The organism is Frankia sp. BMG5.60 (assembly GCF_059428125.1).
Map to the genome: position 1 here is coordinate 5,305,814 of NZ_CM182091.1, position 21,583 is coordinate 5,327,396.

General features: G+C 73.2%; 13 protein-coding genes. 1 reads left to right on the plus strand and 12 read right to left on the minus strand.

Translation table 11 applies throughout. The annotated features are described in order from the left end of the window. Positions 1-97 precede the first annotated feature (97 nt). From AC5R91_RS21815 to AC5R91_RS21870, 12 genes are all read right to left on the minus strand, one after another. Positions 98-1,327, minus strand: a complete 1,230-nt coding sequence (locus tag AC5R91_RS21815) for an ABC transporter permease (protein WP_495393179.1) — start codon at positions 1,325-1,327, stop codon at positions 98-100. Beyond that, a complete protein-coding gene (locus tag AC5R91_RS21820; RefSeq protein ID WP_495393180.1) occupies positions 1,324-2,181 on the minus strand; it encodes an ABC transporter ATP-binding protein in 858 nt (285 codons plus the stop codon). The genes AC5R91_RS21815 and AC5R91_RS21820 overlap by 4 nt, the downstream gene beginning before the upstream one ends. After that, positions 2,178-3,608, minus strand: a complete 1,431-nt coding sequence (locus AC5R91_RS21825; protein WP_495393181.1) for an efflux RND transporter periplasmic adaptor subunit — start codon at positions 3,606-3,608, stop codon at positions 2,178-2,180. Before AC5R91_RS21825 ends, AC5R91_RS21820 begins: the two co-directional genes overlap by 4 nt. Positions 3,609-4,122: 514 nt before the next feature. Further along, positions 4,123-5,469 carry a toll/interleukin-1 receptor domain-containing protein gene (locus tag AC5R91_RS21830; RefSeq protein WP_495393182.1) on the minus strand — a complete coding sequence of 449 codons (1,347 nt, stop codon included), beginning with the start codon at positions 5,467-5,469 and terminating at the stop codon, positions 4,123-4,125. A gap of 719 nt (positions 5,470-6,188) precedes the next feature. Beyond that, positions 6,189-6,956: a maleylpyruvate isomerase N-terminal domain-containing protein gene (locus AC5R91_RS21835; protein WP_495393183.1), complete on the minus strand. Its 768-nt coding sequence runs from the start codon at positions 6,954-6,956 to the stop codon at positions 6,189-6,191. A gap of 330 nt (positions 6,957-7,286) precedes the next feature. Next, positions 7,287-9,077, minus strand: coding sequence for an Ig-like domain-containing protein (locus AC5R91_RS21840; protein WP_495393184.1), 1,791 nt, complete (start codon positions 9,075-9,077; stop codon positions 7,287-7,289). A 56-nt stretch (positions 9,078-9,133) separates the two neighbouring features. Then, positions 9,134-10,219: a hypothetical protein gene (locus AC5R91_RS21845; RefSeq protein WP_495393185.1), complete on the minus strand. Its 1,086-nt coding sequence runs from the start codon at positions 10,217-10,219 to the stop codon at positions 9,134-9,136. A 256-nt stretch (positions 10,220-10,475) separates the two neighbouring features. Beyond that, a complete protein-coding gene (locus AC5R91_RS21850) occupies positions 10,476-11,564 on the minus strand; it encodes a type III polyketide synthase (RefSeq protein WP_495393186.1) in 1,089 nt (362 codons plus the stop codon). After that, the gene (locus AC5R91_RS21855) at positions 11,561-12,787 is read right to left on the minus strand and encodes an acyl-CoA dehydrogenase family protein (protein WP_495393187.1); all 1,227 of its coding nucleotides are present in this window, start codon (positions 12,785-12,787) and stop codon (positions 11,561-11,563) included. The genes AC5R91_RS21850 and AC5R91_RS21855 overlap by 4 nt, the downstream gene beginning before the upstream one ends. Further along, a complete protein-coding gene (locus AC5R91_RS21860) occupies positions 12,784-13,578 on the minus strand; it encodes a class I SAM-dependent methyltransferase (protein WP_495393188.1) in 795 nt (264 codons plus the stop codon). Before AC5R91_RS21860 ends, AC5R91_RS21855 begins: the two co-directional genes overlap by 4 nt. A 287-nt stretch (positions 13,579-13,865) precedes the next feature. Next, complete coding sequence (locus AC5R91_RS21865; RefSeq protein WP_495393189.1) at positions 13,866-14,708, minus strand: UbiA family prenyltransferase; 843 nt, start codon at positions 14,706-14,708, stop codon at positions 13,866-13,868. 328 nt (positions 14,709-15,036) lie between these two features. Beyond that, positions 15,037-17,475 (minus strand): SpoIIE family protein phosphatase, encoded by a 2,439-nt coding sequence (locus AC5R91_RS21870; RefSeq protein ID WP_495393190.1) that lies wholly within the window; start codon positions 17,473-17,475, stop codon positions 15,037-15,039. Positions 17,476-17,650: 175 nt separating this feature from the next. Here AC5R91_RS21870 and AC5R91_RS21875 point away from each other — a divergent pair, with 175 nt between their 5' ends. Beyond that, the gene (locus AC5R91_RS21875; RefSeq protein WP_495393191.1) at positions 17,651-21,559 is read left to right on the plus strand and encodes a HAMP domain-containing protein; all 3,909 of its coding nucleotides are present in this window, start codon (positions 17,651-17,653) and stop codon (positions 21,557-21,559) included. Positions 21,560-21,583 lie beyond the last annotated feature (24 nt).

Sequence of the window (21,583 nt, forward strand, 5' to 3'; positions counted from 1 at the left end):
GGGAATGCCCACCCGGGCTGGGACGAGGCGCGCGGACGGGTGCTCTGCGGACGGGTGCTCCGCGGACGGGTGTCCCGCGCAAGGTTGTCGGCCGGTGTCAGTCACTGCGCAGCGCCTCGATCGGCGCGAGCCGGGCCGCCCTGGTCGCGGGGTAGACGCCGAACGCCACCCCGATCGCGACCGCGATGGCGATCGAGCCGACGGTGGCGGTCGGGGAGATCGAGATCGGATCGGAGATCAGGCTCGGCAGGATGGCGGCCCCGGCGAGGCCGAGGGCGGTGCCGAGCAGGCCACCGGCGAGACCCAGCACGGACGCCTCGACGAGGAACTGCCGCCGGATCACCCGCGGGGATGCGCCGAGCGCCTTGCGCAGGCCGATCTCACGGATCCGTTCGGTCACCGAGACGAGCATGATGTTCATGACTCCGATGCCCCCGACCAGCAGGGAGATCCCGGCGACGCCGGCGAGCAGCACCGTCAGGGTCCGGTCGACCGAGGTCGCGGTGGACAGGATCGACTGCTGGCTGGTGATGGAGAAGTCGGCCGCCGTGGGCGTCGCGATCCGGTGCCGGGCCAGCAGTTCGTAGTCGGCCTCCTGGTAGGCGGCCGACAGGGTGTGGCCGGAGGTCGCCTCCAGGTAGATGTCCTGGACGGAGTTCCGGCTCACGCCACCGGTGATCCGGTCGGCGGCGGTCGTGATCGGCACGATGGCCTGGTCGTCCTCGTTGGTGTTCGCGGACGAGCCGGCGGCGGTCAACGTGCCGATGACCGTCATCGGCACCCCCGAGACGGTGACGGACTGCCCGACCGGGTCGCGTCCGCCGAACAGCTCCTCGGCGGTGGTCGCGGCCAGCACCGTCACGGCCGCGTGGTCGGCCACGTCCTGGCCGCTGATGAACCTTCCCGCGCCGATCGCGCGGGCGCGCACCGACAACCAGTCGGGCGTGGTGCCGACGACCGAGGCCGTCCACGAGGCGCTGCCGGCGGCCAGGGCCGCGGACCGGGAGGTCGTCGGTGCGACCGCCCGGATGTCGGGGGCCACGACCTTGGATCTCAGGGCGTCGGCGTCGGCCCGGGTAAGGGTCGACGCGCTGCCGAAGCCGCCGCGTACCCCGTTCGTCGTCGTGCTGCCCGGGGCGACGATCAGCAGGTTGCTGCCGAGCGCGTTGATCTGGCCCCGCACCTTGTCCTGCGCCCCCTCGCCGAGCCCGACGGTGAGGATGACCGCGGCGACGCCGATGAGGATGCCGAGCATCGTCAGCCCGGACCGCAGCCGGTGCGAGCGGACCGCCTCGAGCCCGGTCCGAATGATCTCCGCCCAGCTCACGCGCGCACCTTCCGCGGCGCCCGGGCGGCCGGACCCGAATCGGCCGTGACCACGCCGTCACGAACCCGCAGGACCCGGTCCGCCGCGGCGGCGACCTCGGCCTCGTGGGTGATCAGGACGATCGTGCGGCCGAGGTCGTGCAGGCGCCGGAACAGCCCCAGGACATCCTCGGTGGACGCCGAGTCCAGGTTGCCCGTCGGCTCGTCGGCGAGGATCAACGACGGGTTGGTGACCAGCGCCCGGGCTACCGCGACCCGCTGCTGCTGGCCGCCGGAGAGTTCCGCCGGGCGGTGCTCGACCCGGTCGGCGAGCCCCACGTCGGCCAGCGCGTCGACGGCCCGCTGCCGGCGTTCGGAGCGCGGACCCCCGGCGTAGCAGAGGGGAAGTTCGACGTTGCGCCAGGCGGTCATCGAGGGGAGCAGGTTGAACTGCTGGAACACGAACCCGATCCGCCGGTTGCGGACCTCGGCGAGCTGGTCCTCCGACATGCCGCCCACATCCTCGCCGGCCAGCCGATACAGGCCCGACGTCGGAACGTCGAGGCAGCCGAGGATGTGCATCAGCGTCGACTTCCCGGACCCGGACGGGCCCGTGATCGCCACATATTCACCTTCCTGGATGGACAGGCTGACCCCGCGCAGGGCCGCCACCTCGAACAGCCCCGACCGGTAGGTCTTGCGGACGTCCGTCAGCTCGATGACGGCGGTGCTCGCCCCGGCGGCGTTCGCCCCGGATGCGATCGGGGTGGTTTCGGCGGCGGGGGATGCGCCGGCGGGGGTTTCGGTGGCGGCGGACGCGGTGGACGCGGATGCGGTGGACGCGGATGCGGTGTGCGGGGAGTCGGTCGGGGTCATCCTGCGGCCCGCCCGCCGAAGCCGGTGCCGCCGCCGAAGCCGGAGCCCCCGCCGAACCCGCCGCCCCGGAACCCGCCGCCTGCGCCGCCCGTGCCGAACCCGCCGCCCGTGCCGAATCCACCGGTGCCGCCCGTCCGGGCCCGGGTGGTCGAGCCGCCGACGACTGGGACGACGACCTGGTCACCGGCCACGAGCCCGGAGGTGATCTGGGTCTGCGCCCCCGAGGTGACGCCGGTGGTCACCACCGTGGAGACCTGATGGCCGCCGCGCATCCGGTAGACGACGGTCTGCGACCCCGAGGTGTGCAGCGCCTGGCTGGGGACGGTGAGGACGTCGGAGAGCTGCCGGACGATGATCGAGACGTCGGCGCCGGCGCCGGGGTGCAACCCGGCAGGGGTGCCCGTGACGTTGATGGTCACCGGGTAGCTGGCGACACCGGAGGTGCTGGTCGCGATGAGGCCGATCGTGCCCACGGTGCCGTAGATCGTCGCCGAGCCGCCGGTGCCCGACAGACCCGCACCCGTCCCACCCGTCCCACCCGAGCCACCCGTCCCACCCGAGCCACCCGTCCCGCCCGTGCCGGCGACCCCACCCGAGCGACCCGCCCGCGCGGCGACGGTCGTGGCGCCGGTCGAGCCGGTCGGGGTGATGACGGCCTGGTCGCCGGTCTTGAGCTGGCCGATCGCCGTGTCGTCGACGGTCGCGTTGACCAGGTAGGAGTCCGTGCCGACCACGACGATCTGGGCACCGGACGCCGAGGACGACGACGACGTCAGCGAGGACGACGCGCCCGAGCCGGACCCGCCGCCGTTCCCGCCCAGGCCGCCCGAACCCGAGCCGCCGCCCGAACCGGAGCCCGAGCCGCCGCCCGAGCTCGAGCCCGACCCGGACCCGGACCCGCTGCCGGATCCGCTGCCCGACCCGCCGGCGAGCTGCTGGCCGACGGTGAGGTTGACCACGGCGACGGTCCCGGCGATCGGCGACGTCATCGCGCTCGCGGCTTGGTTGCGCTGCGCGGTGGCTGCCGCGTCCTGCGCCGAGGTCAGCGTGGCTTCGTCGGCCGTGAGCTGGGCGCCCGTCACCCCCGACGCCTGGTCGGAGGCGACCTTCGCCTGGTCGTTCGCCACCGTCGCCTGTGCCTGGGCGGCCGCGGTGGCGAGAGCCGCCGAGTCGATGGTGGCGAGGGTCTGCCCGGCCTGGACCTTGTCGCCGACGGCGACCTTGACCGCGGTGACCTCGCCGGACACGGCGAACGAGAGATTGGCCTGCTGGGTCGGTTCGAGGGTGCCGGTCGCACTCACGGTCTGGCGGATCTGCCCGACGCTCGCCGCGACGAGCCTGGACGAGACCGGCGTGCCCGAATCCCCGCTCAGGGCCCAACCGAGCAGCCCGCCACCGACGGCGACGACGACCACGGCGGCAATCACGACGACGCGTGCGCGGCCCCGGGGAATCCGAACCCGGCGTCCGGCGGACGCCGGGGGGCGGGCACCCCGCCGGGTCCTACGATGGGACGGCTCCGGCGGCTCGATGATCTGCTGCGACGCCGTTTCGTCTGCCGACAAGTACGACAAGAACCCTCCAGGATGACCCGCGATCCGGGGTGCAACCGCCGGAAGGCATGCAGAGGTTGAATTTCCGTTGTCTTTTTGGGCTACCGGCGAGCAATGCCTGCGCGTGCTTCGTTGGGAGCGGTCCGTACTCTGACGCAAGATCCTAAAGGTTCACTGGTCGGATCCTGTGAAAATACTTAGCGAATCGTTTGGATACCGGACCGTGGCTGCGTCTGGCCGGTAAAGCTGTGAATAACCTGTGAATTTCGGAGTCGGCACCACAGGTCGCTCACGGCGTGCGTCCGGTTCGCTTCCCCGCCCTCCGCTCCCAGCCGTGCCGCTCAGGGCCGCGTGGCGGCAGACCCACGACGGGCTTGACGGGGGTGTGTCAATGATGACGGACGAACACCAACCTTTCGCCGCGGATGTCGACGTTCCTGGCGGACCAGCCGGCGTCGTGGATGGCGCGCGCCACGGCACTTCCGTCGTAGCCACTCCAATGGGCGGGATGTTTCCTGGCCGACGGCGGCAGCGGCATCGCAATAATCCGTTCGACCTCCGCGAACGTGATCGGGATTCTTTCCTCGTGCCGGCCACGCAGCCACTCCCACAGCGCCCGGTACTTGCCTCCATGCGTCCGTGTGTGGTCGCTTTCAGGTGCGGCATGACCGGCTCCGCCCGCCGAGCCCGCGCGAGTCGGAAACCGCGGTGCCACTGCCGGCTTCGCCCGGCCTGTGAGCGCGATCCCGATCTGCGCCGCGAACCGTTCGCGAGTCTGGGCCGGGGACAGGTCGAAGATGTCGAAGGAGACGACCCCACCAAGCAGACCGGGCCGTGGGCAGTCCTCGATTCGGACCGGGATCAGCTTGCGGGCGAAACCACGCGGATCCGCTCGGTAAGCGGCCTCCCATTCCGCCGTCGCGTACACCGACCGAAGGTATCCGTGGGACACGACGGCCAAGGTATGGGAGGATTGCTCCATACCCTCGTTCATGCGATGCATCCAGTGTGAGCCTGGCACGAAATCCCATGCTTGGAAAAGGACCTCGTAGCCGCTCTCTTCAAGCTCCCATGCGATCCATTCTGCCCACTCTCGATCGACGGTCGTGTAGGATATGAAGAAATCCCAGCGCGGCTTTTCGGTGCAGTCTGGCGGTGCCTCCGGCGTCGCGCTCCCCCTCGTGGCCGCCGAGCCAGCTATTTCTCGCGCTCCCGAGATCATCTTGCGAACGGCAGGGGAACCGTCGAACGCCGACGCGTCGGCGCCGAGCCGGTCAAGGAGGTGATTCCATATGGCGGGAGTCACTTCGAAAACCCGCCGGACAAAATTTACCTTGAGCGGACTCCAGTCCTGCAGAGCGGGATCAAGACGCATGTCGGCGATGGAGAGCGGATGCTGGAACTTGTCGATGACCTGGTAGTCGCAGCCGACGCTCCAGCCCTCGGCGGCAGCGAATTCATCATCTGCGAGTGAGTATGCGGCCGACCTCGCCTCGATGAGATAGGCAAGGTCTTTCTTGACCTGGGAGCGATACAGGAGAGCGAGATCTCCCTGCTGGGTCTCCGGGTGGCAGGTCCACCACTCTTCCGGCTCTGTCGGGCGGTTCGGGTCCAGCTCGCGAAGCTCGGCCCCGTCCTCATCCAGATAGAACTCGGGTCTGGCGACCCAAACCCAGTAGCGCCGCCCAGCCCTCGAGCGTGTCGGCTCGGGCTCTCCCGTGTTGATGCTCGCCACGGTCTGTCAAGATACCTTACGGTTCTGACGGCTTCGGAGCATGGTCCCTACCACGACGAGGTCACGTCCGCCAAGCAGCGCCGTCCGCCGTCGAAAGCCGCGCACGGCCACCAGCCCGACGAGCGGTTTCGACGCCGACGCGCCCCGGCGGCGCGTGGCTCGGCGCCCGGGTTTCTGCACCGGTCTATTCCCGACCCTCATGCTCCATCCTCACTGACGTTCTTCATCCCTACCGACAAAGCCGTTGTGGATGAGGAGGAAGCGAGGTGTCGACTTGACCGGGTGACGCCGCCCAGGACGGCCGACTCCGTCTGAACGGCCGAACCCCGGGCGCCCCGGTGAACGTCCGGTCGGAGGGGAGCTACCTCGACTGGCGTGACGTCGTCAGCTCCAGGCCGGTGCCGGAATTCCCCGGCGGAACACGTCTTGTATATGTGTGGAGAGTCGGGCTGTGCTCGATCCGTCATGGCTGTCGAGAATGGTGAGCACGAATTCGCCATCCGGGCCCGGCCAGGAGGAAACTGGAGTTTACCGCGCCGCCGGCCAGCGATATCGGTCGCGGCTCGTGAAGGCCGTCTGCCACAGAAATTCCCCGTGACGGTTCGCGTTTCGCGAGATAGGTAACGCGAGATAGGTAAATGGCGACAGATCGGCGATCTGAGCAGCCCGGATGCACGCGTGTGGTGCGGCTACGCGTGCCGGTCGATCGGCGGCGGAGGTCAGAAGCCGGGAAACGCCGCGCGCAGGAGGTCGAGGTCCACGCCGTCGGCCTCGGCGGGCGGGGTGTGGGCGGGGTCGAGACGGCCGTAGACCAGCCGCAGGAGCGCCTCGGCCGGCAGCCGGAGCCGGGCGGGCCGCGCCTGCCCGTCCCAGGGCCCCAGGTGCACGGCGTCGCCGAGATCGAGGGCGATCTCGCGGTCCGGGTCGGTGGTGGTGACGTGGATCCGGGCGGGGCTGGTGGGCTTGCCGGCGAACCCGGCGATCATGCCGAGACCGTCGATGAGCAGGTCGACGGCGGCCGCCTCCACGGTGGCGGCGGGGTCGAGCATGACCGCGACGTCCCAGGTGTGTACGGCGTGCTCGCTCAGCCGAAGCCGCACGACCCCGGCGGCGTCGAGGTTCATCGGCCCGAGCGCGACCCGCAGGCCCGCGAGCTGGGCGTCGTCGAGGGCCTCGTACGCCTCGACCAGGGCCAGATCCGCGGGCAGCGCGTCGGCGGCCTGCGCGTCCGGGGTCTTGGCGTTCCAGGTGTCCCAGACGGCGACGAACGCGTCCTGGCCGGGGGCGTCCTGCCCGGCGACGGCGGCGTCGAGGACGAGCCGGCCGATCTCGGCGCCGGACCCGAGGTGGGACAGCACCTGGGCGATCGTCCACTCATCGTCGTAGGAGGGCCCCCGCACCGCCTCGGCATCGAGCGGCCCGGCGAGGGCGCGCAGCCGCTCGTGCGAGCGGCGCAGGCTGGCGATGACGGTGCGGGCGTCGGTCAAGGGGACGACTCCTTCGGACGGGGACCTCGGCGGCGGGGCCGGTGAAGCCGGCCGCGACGACCGCCCACGGTGGTGGACCCATCGTTTCAGGTCACGACGATCCGCGCCGCCCCGGCCTCCGCGGCCGGCTTCTCGCACTGCTGCTCGGGAGCAGGGCGGCGGTGCCCAGCGGCTCACGCCAGGAACTGTGACAGGCGAACCTTGCCCTTCCGCCGGGACGAATCGGGCGTGTAGGGCGGTGGAAAGGCAGGGAAGTGCGGTACGTGAGACGTGCTCGGCCGCCCGACGCGGGTCGCCACCAGCGTCGGGCGGCCGAGGTTGGGGCAGGCGTCAGGCGCACTGACCGGATCGCGGGCCGGTCACGACGTTGCCCGTCTGCGCCAGGGTCGGCTGGTTGCCGGTGCAGCTCAGCGGGCCGGTGACGTGGTTGTCGCGGAACTCGGGCACCGCGTCGTCGGGCAGTGGGCCGCTGCCGCTGTTGCCGGTGATCCGGGCCGGCCCGGTGATCGTGTTCGCGGAGGCCTCGAGGCCCCCGGTGTTCGCGTCCACGGTCAGCGGGCCGCGCAGCGTGTTGCCCGCGCAGGGCGTGACGTCGGCGGCGTCGGCGCCGAGCAGGACGTAGCCGCCGGTGGCGTGGACCGTCACCGGGCCGGTGATCGTCGACCGGCAGGCGGTGAGGGCCAGCGCGCCCTCGGCGGACACCGGGCCGGTGACCTCGGCGCCGGTGAGCGCGAGGGCCCCGCCCGAGCGGACGGTGACCGGGCCGACCTGCCGGCCGCCCGGTCCGACGCACAGCGCCTGGCCGGCGGCGACCGTCAGGGGTCCGGTGCGCGTCGTCGTGACGCACGGCTGGCTGAACCCGACGGTGACGTCGGTGGATCCGGCCGTGGTGCCCGGTGCGAAGGCCGGATCGCCGCCGTAGCTGGCCGTGATCGCGTGGGTGCCGGGCTGGAGGCCGCTGACGCTGACGCCGGCCTGCCCGCCGCTGAGCGACGCCGTCGCCAGGGTCGTGGAGCCGTCCAGGAAGGTGACCGTCCCGCCGGGAGTGCCGGCGGCCGGGTCCGCGCCGGTGACGGACGCGGTGAGGGTGACGGTCTGGCCGAACAGCGGCGTGGTCGTGCTGGCGGCGACCGAGACCGAGGCGCCGTAGCGGAACGACACCGTCGCGCGACCGTTGCCGTGGGTGACGCCCCCGACGAGCGCGGCGTCGGTCACCGTGGGTGCCGCGAAGCCGCTGCCGCCGCCCCCGCCCGCGCCGTAGAAGTTGCCCGGGTCACCGCCGCCGGAGCCGCTGCCACCGCCGTAGTAGCCGCCGCCGCCCCCGCCGCCACCGTTGCCGCCCCCGCCGCCGTTGCCACCGGAGCCGCCGCTGCCCGGATTGGGCTCGCCGGTCCAGGGATCGATGTCGCCGCCCGGGGTTCCCGGGGCGCCCCTGGCCGAGTTCGGGCTGCCTGTGCCGGGCGCGGTCTGCGTCGCGCCGCCGCCGGCGACCCCGGAACCCTCCGGGCCGCCGCCCTGGCCGCCGGCCGCCCCGGCGAGCCCGCCGCCGTCGCCGCCGTGCAGCAGCGGCCCGCCGTTGCCGGCGCCGCCCCCGCCGCCGGCCACCAGGACCCGGTCGGCCGCGCCGAAGGCGCCGACCCGCACGTCCGAGCCACCGCCGCCCGCACCGCCGCCGCCGTGCGCCCCGCCGCCGCCGGCCCCGTGGCCGATGCCGCCGCGCCGGGCGAACTCGCCATGCCGCGACGTCCCGGGAACGCCCGCGGCGCCGACGGTGAGCTGGAGAACCTGCCCGGGGCTGACGGCCAGGGTGCCGCTGGTCTCGCCGCCGAGGCCGCCGGGCGCGCCGGTGTTCGGCGGGTTGGGGGCCACGAAGCCGGCCGCGCTGCCGCCCTCGCCGCCGAACAGGTCGATGCGCACGCTGGTCACGCCGGCGGGCACGGTGAACGTGTCCGTGCCCGCCGTGGTGTAGGCGCAGGTGGGTGGGGAGGTGGTCAGGACGCCGGTCGCCCCGCAGGTGGCTGTCCCGCCCGCGGCGTCCGCGACGGCGGGCGGGGGCGCCGCGACGGCGACGGCGAGGACACCGGCCGCGCCGACGATTGCGGCCAGCCTGCCTCTGGGCATGGTGATACGACGGTTCAAGGGAATCGACATCGCCTTTACGGTCAGAGTTTTTACGGTCAGACGCCGTCGTCGGCGCACAGCGCCCAGGCGTCGGTGTAGGTGCTCGGCGAGCTGGCGCCGCCGGTGTGGCTGAAGGCCGTCCAGTAGGCGGCGGTGGTGGTCCCGTCGCTGACGGGGCTGCCGCCGGAGGTGCTGGGGAAACTGCCGTTGAGGTGGTCGCCGCCCGAACCCGGGCCGGTGAAGTCGGTGGTCGTCACGCTGCCGCCGCTGATGGCGGCGCCGCCGCTGATCAGCTTCCCGTCCCCGCCGCCGCAGCCGACCGTGGCCGTCTGGCCGGTGGTCGCCGAGGTCGGCCCGCTCACCTCGCTGTAGCGGACCTTCACGGTGGCCCCGCTGACGTTGATGCCGCTGCCGCTGCAGATCGCGTAGGCGTAGGTCACGTTGCTGGTGCCGCCTCCGCCGCCGTTCCACCCGACGGCTGCCCAGGAGTTCGGGTTGGTCGCCCCGTCGGCCGCCGCCTTCTGGCCGTAGTCATGGGCGGCGTCGTTGAAGGTGGGGAAGCTGGCGATCGGCTTGAGGCTGCCGATGCTCGCCGGGGTGGTGCGCGCGCCACCGCCGAGCAGGATCGTGTTCGCCGGGCAGGTCGCCACCACCAGGTTGACCGTCGACGCCGCCGAGGGGCCGCTGGCCTTGTTCATGACCACCTGGGTGTGGTTGACCAGGTTGCTGGTCAGGCAGGTCGCGTAGGGGGTGGTGGAGAAGGAGGCGTCGGTCGCGCCCCCGGTGCCGCCGATGCCGAGCCAGTGCGTCACGTCGCTGCCGACGACGCCGGTGGTGCCGGTGTACTCGCTGCTGCCGTCGGAGCTGGGCTCCGTGCCCATCACGTGGTTGCCGTTCGACGCCATGCCGGTGCCGATGGCCTGGTTGACGCCGCCGCCGGCGGCGAGGCCGCTGGAACAGTCGGCGTGGGTCGAGATCTCGGCAAAGGTCGAACCGGGCCCGCTGGTGGCGCCGGGTGTCTTCACCGTGACGCCCACGGTGTTGGCGTGCGCGGTTCCCGGTACCGCAACGGCCAGCAGGGCACTCAGCCCCAGCACGACGGCACCGCCCATCGTGCGACGACGCAGGGTCACTTCCGCCATCAGATCTCCTCTGGTGCGAGGCGGCCTCCGTCCCCGGGACGACCGGCACGGGGTGGCCGGTGGTCGGCGGCAGCCCACGCGAGCAGGCGCGCATCCGCGGCCGTTTCCCGAGGTCAGGAGCCAGGTCGCAGCCACCATGGCTGCGCGGATACGGACGTTAGCATCGAAAAAGTCCGCATACACGGCATGTTGGGCGAACTTTGTGCGCGGATGAGTACCTGTAACTCGCTGTGACCCGCTCCGGTGAGGACAGTCGCTACCTGCGGCGCAGCGCGGCGAGGCACAGCGTCAGGCCCGGGCCGAACGCCATCGCGACGGCGGTCGCCCCGGCGGCGAGGTCCCCACGGATCTGGTCGAGGACGAGCAGGACGGTGCCCGACGAGCAGTTGCCTCGGGTCGCGAGGACGCGGCGGGCCACTGCGGTCTGCGCGGGCGCCAGGGCCAGGCGTTCCTCGACGACGTCGAGGATGCGCGGGCCGCCGGGGTGCACGGCCCAGCCGTCGACGTCGCCCGGGTCCGCGGCGATCGGCCCCAGCAGCGCGGCGGTCGCCTCCTCGACGTGCTTCGCGAGGACGTCGGGCACCTGGCGGGACAGCCCCATGCGGAAGCCGTGGTCGGTGACGTGCCAGGTCATCAGGTCCTCGCTGTCCGGGGCGGTGGCGGCGGTGGTGTCGAGCACCTCCAGGCCGTGGGCGGCATCGGGGACGAGCACGATCGCCGCCGCGGCGTCGCCGAACAGGGCGTGCGCGACGACCTGCTCCAGGTCCCGGTGCGGCTGCTCGGGCTGGATGTGCAGGGAGGTCAGTTCCACGCAGAGCACGAGCGCGGGCAGCCGGCGGGACCGGACGAAGTCCGCCGCCGCGCCCATCCCCGGAATGGCGCCGTAGCAGCCCATGTGCCCGATCAGCAGGCGGCGCACCGACGCCGGCATGCCGAGCTCCCGGGCGAGCTGGATGTCCAGACCCGGCGTCGCGTAGCCGGTGCAGGAGACGACGACGAACAGCCCGACCTCGGCGGCGCTCAGCCCGGCGTCCGCCAGCGCGCCCCGGACCGCGCGGCGGCCCAGCGGGGGCGCCTCGGCGACGTAGCGGCGCATCCGCGCGGCCGTCGACCAGTCGCTGACATCCTCCCGCCGCGGGTCCACCACCCCGTGGCGGGTCCGCACCCCGGCGCCGAGGAACAGCCGACGGGCCAGCCGGTCACCCCGGTACCGCCGTTCGAAGACCTCGTCCCACAGGCTCTGCTGGTCGAGCGAGCCGGGAAACGCCGCGCCCATGCCCGTGATGACGGCGGCGCTGGGCGTTCCGGTACTGGGCGTTCCGGTACTGGGCGTTCCGGCGCTCACCACCGGGCCACGTCCGCGTCCGCCTCCGGGTCGCCGCCCAGCGCCGCGAGCCCCAGCCAGTCGGCGCAGACGTCGGTCGTCGCGGGCTGGAGGGACCCGCAGCGCGCGTCGCGGTAGAGCCGTTCGAGCGGGTGCCCGCGGCGGGTGACGGCGCTTCCGCACGCCTCGACGACCGAGGCGGCGACGTCCTGTGCGGTCCGTCCGGCGAGCAGCTTGGCCCGCCACACCCACCGGTTCGTCGACGCCGAGCCCGGGTCGGCGTCGACCCGGCGCGCGCACTCGTCGACCACCGCGTCCAGCGCGGCCAGCGCCGCGTCGGCATGGCCGAACCGGGCCCGCACGGCGGGCAGCTCCGCGAGGCCGCCCGGCATCCCGGCCGTGCGCCTGGCGCGGGCGTACGCGAGCCCCGCGTCGAACGCGGCCCGGCCGACCCCGGCGTAGACGGCGGCGTAGGAGGCGACCAGCCACTGCGGCATGACCTGCGCCACCAGCAGGCTGAGCCCCTCCAGGCCACCGACGAGCGCATCCGCCGGCACCCAGACGTCGAGGCGCACATCGTGGCTGCCGGTGCCCCGCATGCCGAGGGTGTCCCAGGCCGGCTCGACGCTCACCCCGGCCCCACGCGGGACGAGAAAATGACTGACCCGCCCGGCGTCCGCGGTGGGGTCGTCGGCGCGGGCGGCGACGAAGTAGACGTCCGCGTGGGACGCCCCCGAGCAGAACGACTTCACCCCGGTGATGCGGTAGCCGCCGTCCTCGTGCCGGTAGCGGGTCCGCAGCTCGGACAGCCGGGATCCGGCGCCCCGCTCGCTCATCGCGACGGCGATGAACTCCCCGGCCGCGGCGCGGGCCAGCGTCCGGTCGCGGGCGGCGAAGAACGACTCGGGTGCCCCCATCGCGCGGGCGAGCCCGTCGGGCGTCCCGGCCAACGCCCCCACGACGGAGGTATGCATGTTCAGTACCAGGGCGGTCGCGCCGCTGCCCGCGGCGAGCACCCGCGCCGCGTCGGCCCAGTCGGCGAAGCCGCCGCCGGACCCGCCAAGCCGGGTGGGCACCAGCAGGCCAAGCAGCCCCGCGGCGCGCAGATCGTCGAGATCGGCGACGGGCAGCTCCCCGTCCCGGTCGGCGGCGCCGGCACGGGCGGCGAGCGCGTCGACGACCTCCCCGGCGAGCCGCGCGCCGTCGACGGCCGGGCCGCGAGGTGCCGGGATCGTGGCGTTCAACGGTCGTCCCTCCCGGTCTCGATCCTGGTTCCGACCGCCTGGTAGACGCCGGCGGTGGAGCCGGTCGGCAGCATCCGCACCGAGTCGGCCCGGCGGGCCAGCCAGCGGGCGTAGTCGACGAGCGAGGGGCGAAGGCCGCCCACGACCGTCATCTCGATGCCGCAGCCGCCCAGCGCGCGGGCCAACCGGTCGGGCGCGACGAGCAGCCGAGGATCGTGGATGCGTGGCGGCGGCCCCCCGGGAAGGCGTTCGGCGACGCCCACCAGCGCCACCCGGCAGAACAGGGTGTCGGCGAGTGTGTCGATGACGAGCGTCCCGCCCGGGGCGAGCACCCGCGCGATCGCCGCGCAGGCCGCGTCCAGATCCTCGAGGTGCTCGAACAGCTCGCCGGCGACGACGCAGGGGAACTGCCCGTCCCGGAACGGCAGGCACCGCACGTCGGCCCGGACCGCCGCGACGCCGTGCTCGGCGGCCTGCCGCAGCGCCGGCGAGGACAGGTCGACGCCGACGTGCCGCCAGCCGGCGAGCCGGCCCGTCAGCGCCAGGGAGAGCAGCCCGGCGCCGCAGGCGAGGTCGAGCAGCGCGGCGCCGGGCTCCGGCGGGTCCGGGATGAGCCGGCCACGGGCCTCGGCGAGCCAGCGCAACGCGGCGAACCGGCCGTGCGTCGGCCACCACTCGGCGGCGAGATCGTCGTACTGGGCGGGATCGTTGCGGGCCCGCCGCGGCCCGCGTCGCGCCGCGACCACGGCGCCGGTCGGGATCGATGCCGGTCGGCCCGTCGACCTGTCCACATGTCTCCCGGTTGGTCTGGAGAATCCGTTGTCCGCGGCTGACACGGCGACCGGTCCGACGCGGTCTGTGCTCTGATTTGTGCTCAGAGTAATCGTCGGCCCGCCCCGATCCAATGACCTGCGCGGTGTCGGCTGACCTGCCTGGTGCGGGCTGACCTGCCTGGTGCGGGCTGGCCTGTGTGGTGCGGGCTGGCCTGGGCCGGTACGGGCTGGCCTGGGCGGTGCCGGCTGGCCTGGGCGGTGTCGGCTGGCTTGGGCGGTGTCGGCTGCGCTGGGCGGTGTCGGGGTCAGGCCGGGCGGGTGCCGGCGGCGACGAGCGCGACGTCGATCGCGGCGACGGCCATCGCGGCGCGGAAGGCGTGCCGGTCGCCGAGGCGCAGGCCGAGCCCGGTCAACCCGGCCACCGCGGCCAGCGCCCCCACCCGCCAGCCTCGTGGATGACCCGGGCCGAGCACCGCGACGATCGACCCCGCCGCGAGCAGCAGCGCCGCCGACGCTCGCACACCGGCCGGGCCGAGGCGCTGCGGCAGCCCGCGTACCCCCGTGCGGGCGTCAGCATCGAGGTCCGGCAGAACGTTGGCGAAGTGGGCGCCCGAGCCGAGCAGCGCCCCCGCCAGCGGCAGCCACCACGGCGGCGTGGGATGGCCGGGCAGCCCGAGGACGACGGAGGCGGGCAGCAGCGCGAACGAGACGGCATACGGGACGACGGACAGCGGGGTCGCCTTCAGCCCGAGGTTGTACGCCCACCCGCCCGCGACCGCGGCGAGATGGGCGGACCCCGCCCGTCCGCCGGAGAGGAAGGACAACGGCACGCACGCGACCAGCGCCGTCGCAGTGGCCCCGGCGACCGTCCCCGGCGCCAGGCCGTCGACGACGATCGGCTTGTCCGTCCGGCCCCCGGCGGCGTCCCGGCCACGGTCGACGAGGTCGTTGCTCCAGCCGACCGAGAGCTGACCGGTCCCGACCGCCGCCGCGACCGCCACGACCCCGGCCCTCGTGCGACCGCCGGCGGCCGCGAGCGCCGTCGCGAACAGCGTCACCGCGACCGTCGGCTCCACATGGCAGGCCCGCGCCAACGCGAGGCTTCTCCCGGCCGCTGGCCTGGCCGCTCGTCTCGCCGGTCCTGGCACGGGTCTGACCGTCTCAGAACTGCAGGCCCGGCACAACGCCGCCCCGCCGTCTGCCGCCCCGCCCCGCCGCCCCGCCGTCTGCCGTGCCGCCCCGCCGCCCCGCCGTCTGCCGTGCCGCCCCGCCCCGCCGCCGTCTGCCGTGCCGCCCCGCCCCGCCGCCGTCTGCCGTGCCGTCGCGCCACCGCCGCCCGCCGGCTCGGATCGCGGCCAGATCGCGGCCAGATCGTGCCGAGGCTTCGGTACGGTTTTTCGGCCTGAAACCGTGCCTAAGCCTCGGCACGTCTCCGTGTGCGACTGGTGACCCGATTGTCCGGGCGTCGCTGGCTGCTCAGGCTCGGTGGTCGCGGCGCTGGATGACGATGAGGCAGGTGTCGTCGTCGGTGTCGGGCCTGGTGTGCGCGAGGACGTGGTCGGCCTGCCGGGCGACGTCGGGCTGGCGCTGGGCGGCGATCTCCAGCAGGGCCCCCAGCGAGGTGTCCAGTCCGGTGCCGCGGCGTTCGATGAGGCCGTCGGTGAACAGCAGGAGGAGGTCCTCGGGGGCCAGGTGGTGGATCGCCTCCTCGTAGGTCGCGTCGGGCTCGACGCCGAGCAGCAGGCCCTCGGGCTGCGGCAGCGTGCTGGCGGAGCCGCCGTGGACGAGGACCGGGGGCAGATGCCCCGCGCGGGCCCATCGCAGCGTGTGGTCCGACGGTCGGTACAGCCCGCAGACGACGGTCGCGGTGATGTCGTCCGTCAGGTGGTATGTGACCCGGTTGAGCCAGTGCAGCAGGTGCGCGGGGCCCGCGCCGGTGACGGCCAGGCCGCGAAGGCTGTTGCGCAGGGTCACCATGCCGGAGACGGTCCGGATGCTGTGGCCCGCGACGTCACCCACGACGAGCAGGACGTCGCCGCCGGGGAGGGTGACGGCGTCGTACCAGTCGCCGCCGACGAGGTGTTCCTGTTCGGCCGGGCGGTAGCGGACGGCGACCGCGAGTCCGCTGGCCTCGACGGCCTCGTCCGAGCCGGGCAGGAGCGCCCGCTGCAGGGTGAGCGCGAGGCGGTGCTGGCCGGCGGCCCGCGCCTCGGAGTCGGCGAGCTGGTGGCGGGTGGCGTCGAGGACGACCTGCGTGCGGTAGTGGCTCGTCAGGTCCTGGTAGACGCCGCGGACCGCGACCAGCGCCCCGGCGGTGTCGGTCACGGGTTCGGCGAGCGCGCGGAGCTGGCGCATCGTCCCGTCGGGGAGCAGGACCCGGAAGGAGACCGTGGCCGAGCGCTTCAGCCGCAGCAGCGCGTCGCGGAGCTGGTCGACGGCCGCCCGGTCCTGGGGATGAACGTGCGCGTGGAGATCGTCGAGGGGGATGGGCGGGGCGTGGCGGGCCCGGCCGAACAGCTCGTAGGTGTGCCGGGTCCAGCGGACCGCGCCGGTGCGGATCTCCTCCTGCCAGGCGCCGAACCGGCCGAGGCGTTCCACGGCGCGCAGCAGGGAATACTCGCCCTCGCTCGCCTCGCCGACGGTCCAGCCGATGGCGACGCCGTCGAAGAGGCGGGCGATGCGCACGTCCACCTCCTCGCCGACGACCACGTCGTCGACCAGGGTGAGCAGGACGGTGCCGTCGGCGCGGTACGGCTCGCCGGTGCGCAGGACCTCGACCGCGCGCCCGAACAGGCCCGCGTCGGCACCGAGGAGGGGGTAGAGCTCCAGCAGGCCGCGCCCGCGCAGCTCGGCGGGTGGGCGCCCGCCCGGATCCCGGAAGCCCTCACCGACGTGGTCGATGCGGAAGTCGAGCACCTCGCCGTCCTCGGCGCGCACGGCCTGCGCCAGCAGCACCGACCCGCCCACGGCGTCGAGCAACGCCGGCAGCCAGGCGACCCTGGCCGCCAGGGTCGTGAAGCCCTCGGGGGTCTGCGCCGCCGCGGCGCCGGGCGTGCTGCCGGGTCCGCTCGCCGGCCGCAGGCTGTGCAGGCAGAGGTCGGCGAGTGCGGTGAGTTCGCGCCGTAGCCCCTCGCCGAACCGCGCGCGCGGAGCCGGCCAGCAGACCTCCATGGCGCCGACGACAGCGCCGGCCCGCCGGAACGGCATCGCCGCACGTGCTCCCTGCCAGGGACCCAGCCGGGCTGGCCCGTCAGTGCCCGCCGGGCCCCCAGAGCTGGCCGTGCCCTCCGTGCCCGCCGGGCCCCCAGAGCTGGCCGTGCCCTCCGTGCCGACCGCCGGCTCCGGCGGGGATCCGATCGGCCACCACTGGGGCGCGCCGAGACGGGCGGCGCGCTGGGCGGCGCAGTCCAACTGCGGCGGGATCCGCTGCCAGCGGCTCGCGTCGAGCGGACCCAGGCCGGCCTCCCCGACCAGGGTGAGCGCGCCGTCCGGCTCCAGCAGCCAGAAGGCCACGGCCACGGCCCCCAGCGGGGCCAGGACCTCGTCGTGGACGGCCTGCGCGACCGGGCAGCCGTCGGTGGCGTGGCCGACGGCGGCCTGCGCCAGCCAGGAGCGGCGGCGGGCATCGGAGTCGAGCGCCGGCCGGGGGGACGCGCCCGGGGCCTGGCCGAGCACCTCGGCCGCGAAGTCGGCCGGGGCCACCCCGGCCGCGGAGGCGAGGCCGCGAAGCTGCTCGCCGGCCTCGGCCACCGAACACTGCAACCGCTCGACGAGCACCCCGATGGCGACGTCGATCAGGGCGTCGGATGCGGTGCGTGACTGGGCTTCCGCGAGCTGCCGCTGCTGGCGGGCGATCACGCTCAGCATCCCTGCGGCGGGGCCGGATCGGCCGGCGCTGCCTTGCGCGGAGCCCACGACCGTGTCTCCTTGTCCACCCCGAGCGCAGGCCGTTCACCAACACAAGGGTGTATGGCCGGGACGCCGGTCTTGTCGCCCTTACCCTACTGCAGAAGCTTCGAACGGATCTGGACATCGACCGCGACGGCTCCCGGAGGGGCGGGCACCGTGGGCGACAGGCTGGAGGGCAACGGTGACCGAGGTCACGGATCGTGAAGCGGCGCGCGCGAGGCTGGATGATCCGGCCCTGCGGCAGCTCCTGGCCGGGCTCACCGCCGTGCGGGGAGGCGACTTCGGTACCCGCCTGCCCCGGGTCGGTGACGATCTGCTCGACGAGATCGCCACGGTCTTCAACGGGATGATCGACCAGCTCGCCCTGTTCACCTCCGAGGTGACGCGGGTGGCGCGCGAGGTCGGCACCGAGGGCAAGCTCGGCGGCCAGGCCGAGGTGCCCGGTGTCTCGGGCTCGTGGAAGGACCTGACCGACAACGTCAACGCCATGGCCGGCAACCTGACCGGCCAGGTGCGCGACATCGCGCAGGTCGCGACGGCGGTGGCGAAGGGCGACCTGTCGCAGAAGATCACCGTGGACGCCCGGGGGGAGATCCTGGAGCTCAAGAGCACGATCAACACGATGGTCGATCAGCTCTCGGGGTTCGCCGACGAGGTGACCCGGGTGGCCCGGGAGGTCGGTACCGACGGTCGGCTCGGCGGGCAGGCGGACGTCAAGGGCGTCTCGGGTACGTGGCGTGACCTCACCGAGTCGGTGAACGTCATGGCCGGCAACCTGACCAGCCAGGTCCGGTCGATCGCGCAGGTCGCGACGGCGGTGGCGAAGGGCGACCTGTCGCAGAAGATCACCGTGGACGCCCGGGGGGAGATCCTGGAGCTCAAGAGCACGATCAACACGATGGTCGATCAGCTCTCGGGGTTCGCCGACGAGGTGACCCGGGTGGCCCGGGAGGTCGGTACCGACGGTCGGCTCGGCGGGCAGGCGGACGTCAAGGGCGTCTCGGGTACGTGGCGTGACCTCACCGAGTCGGTGAACGTCATGGCCGGCAACCTGACCAGCCAGGTCCGGTCGATCGCGCAGGTGACCACGGCGGTCGCCCGGGGGGACCTGTCGCAGAAGATCCGGGTCGACGCCCGCGGCGAGATCCTCGAGCTCAAGGAGACCATCAACACGATGGTCGACCAGCTCTCGGGCTTCGCCGACGAGGTCACCCGGGTGGCCCGCGAGGTCGGCACCCAGGGCAACCTCGGCGGCCAGGCCAACGTCCGCGGTGTGTCGGGAACCTGGAAGGACCTCACCGACAACGTCAACGTGATGGCCTCGAACCTGACGGCGCAGGTCCGGTCCATCGCGCAGGTCGCCACGGGCGTCGCCCGCGGCGACCTGTCCCAGAAGATCACGGTGGAGGCGAAGGGCGAGGTCGCCGCCCTGGCCGCCACGATCAACACGATGGTCGACACGCTCGGTGCCTTCGCCGACGAGGTGACGCGGGTGGCCCGCGAGGTCGGCACCGACGGCCGCCTGGGCGGTCAGGCGAGCGTGAAGGGGGTGTCCGGCACCTGGAAGGACCTCACCGACAACGTCAACTTCATGGCGAACAACCTGACCAGCCAGGTTCGCAACATCGCCCAGGTCACGACGGCGGTCGCCCGGGGCGACCTGACCCGCAAGATCGACGTCGACGCCCGCGGGGAGATCCTCGAGCTGAAGACGACCATCAACACGATGGTCGACCAGTTGTCCTCGTTCGCGGCCGAGGTGACGCGGGTGGCCCGCGAGGTGGGCACGGACGGCATCCTCGGCGGCCAGGCCGAGGTGGAGGGCCTCTCGGGCACCTGGAAGCGCCTCACCGAGAACGTCAACGAGCTGGCCGGGAACCTCACCCGGCAGGTCCGGGCCATCGCCGCCGTCACCAGCGCCGTCGCCACCGGCGACCTGACCAGGTCGATCGACGTCGACGCCCAGGGCGAGGTCGCCGAGCTCAAGGACAACATCAACGCGATGGTCCGCTCGCTGCGCGAGACGACGCGCGCGAACCAGGAACAGGACTGGCTGAAGACCAGCCTCGCCCACATCGGCGGGCTGATGCAGGGCCACCGCGACCTGCAGACCGTCGCCCAGCTCGTCATCGACGAGCTGACGCCGATGGTCGACGCCCAGTACGGCACCTTCCTGCTCGCCGAGTCGGGGGTGGACCGGCCGGCGCTCAACCTGATCGCGAGCTACGGCTACCAGGCTGCACGGGACGTTCCGCGCCGGTTCGACTTCGGGCAGTCCCTCGTCGGGCAGGCCGCGCGGACGAAGCGGACGATCGTCGTCGCGAACACACCCGCCGACTACCTGCAGATCGCCTCGAGCCTCGGGCAGTCGGCTCCGGTCGCCCTGATCGTGCTGCCGATCCTGTTCGAGGACCAGGTGCTCGGCGTCATCGAGCTCGCCTCCTTCAGCCCCTTCACGCAGGTCCACCACGACTTCCTGAACCTGCTCACGGAGACCATCGGCGTCAATGTCAACACGATCATCGCGAACGCCCGCACCGACGCCCTGCTGGACGAGTCCCAGCGGCTCGCGTCCGAGCTGCGGGCGCGGTCCGAGGAACTGCAGTCCCGGCAGGAGGACCTCCAGCTCTCCAACGCCGAGCTGGAGGAGAAGGCCACCCTGCTGGCCCGGCAGAACCACGACATCGAGGTCAAGAACTTCGAGATCGAGCAGGCCCGCCAGGAGCTGGAGGAGCGGGCCCGCCAGCTCGCCCTCGCCTCGAAGTACAAGTCGGAGTTCCTGGCGAACATGTCGCACGAGCTCCGCACACCCCTGAACAGCCTGCTGATCCTGGCCCGGCTGCTGGCGCAGAACCCCACCCGCAACCTGTCACCGAAGCAGGTCGAGTACGCGCACGTCATCCACTCCGCGGGTTCGGATCTGCTGCAGCTCATCAACGACATCCTCGATCTGTCCAAGGTCGAGGCCGGGAAGATGGACATCCACGTCGAGCAGGTCGCCCTGGGCGACATCGTCGACGACGTCCAGGCCACCTTCTCGCCGATCACCGCGGAGAAGGGCCTGCGCTTCACCGTCGCGATGGCGCCCGACCTCCCCGCCCGGCTGCGCACCGATCGTCACCTGGTCGCCCAGGTGCTGCGCAACCTGCTGTCCAACGCGGTGAAGTTCACCGAGCAGGGCAGCGTCGACCTGGCCATCACGTCGTCCGGCGCCGACGGGCGGGCATCGGGGCAGGCCGTGCTGTTCTCGGTGTCCGACACCGGCATCGGGATCGCGGGGGAGAACCTCGAACGCATCTTCGGGGCGTTCCAGCAGGGCGACGGCACCACCAGCCGCCGCTACGGCGGCACCGGCCTCGGGCTGTCGATCTGCCGCGAGGTGGCGACGCTGCTGGGCGGGGAGATCCAGGCTCGCAGCGAGTTCGGGCGGGGCAGCACCTTCACCCTCCGACTGCCGATGGCCCCGGCCGTGCCCACACCGCCCGACGGCCCCCAGCCCTCCGCCGATCGGCTGGCCCCGGCGACCGTTCCCCCCTCCCAGCGGGCTGCGCTCCCCGACGCGGCGCCGGTGGACCTCCTCCCGCCGGCGGACGAGTCGAAGCCGGGGCTCCACCTGGTGACCGCGAGCGCACCGGCGGAACCGGCGGCGGTCCCCGTCGATCCGGACCCGTCCGCGGCGGAGGTGGCTGCCGCCCCCGGGATCGCCGGGCGCACCGTGCTGGTGGTCGACGACGACGTGCGCAACGTCTTCGCCATCACGAGCATCCTCGACCTCTACGGGCTGCGGGTGATCCACGCCGCCGACGGGCGGATGGGCATCGACGCGCTGCAGTCCAACCCGGGCATCGATCTCGTGCTGATGGACGTGATGATGCCCGAGATGGACGGCTACGCCACCACCACCGCCATCCGGGCCATGCCCCAGTTCGCCGATCTGCCGATCATCGCCGTCACCGCCAAGGCGATGCCGGACGACCGGCAGAAGTGCCTCGACGCCGGGGCCACCGACTACGTCACCAAGCCCGTGGACATCGAGGAGCTCCTCGCCTGCATCCGGGCCGGCCTCGCGCCCGGCAAGCACCCTGAGTAGGCCGGGGTCCGCCAGGCCGGGCCG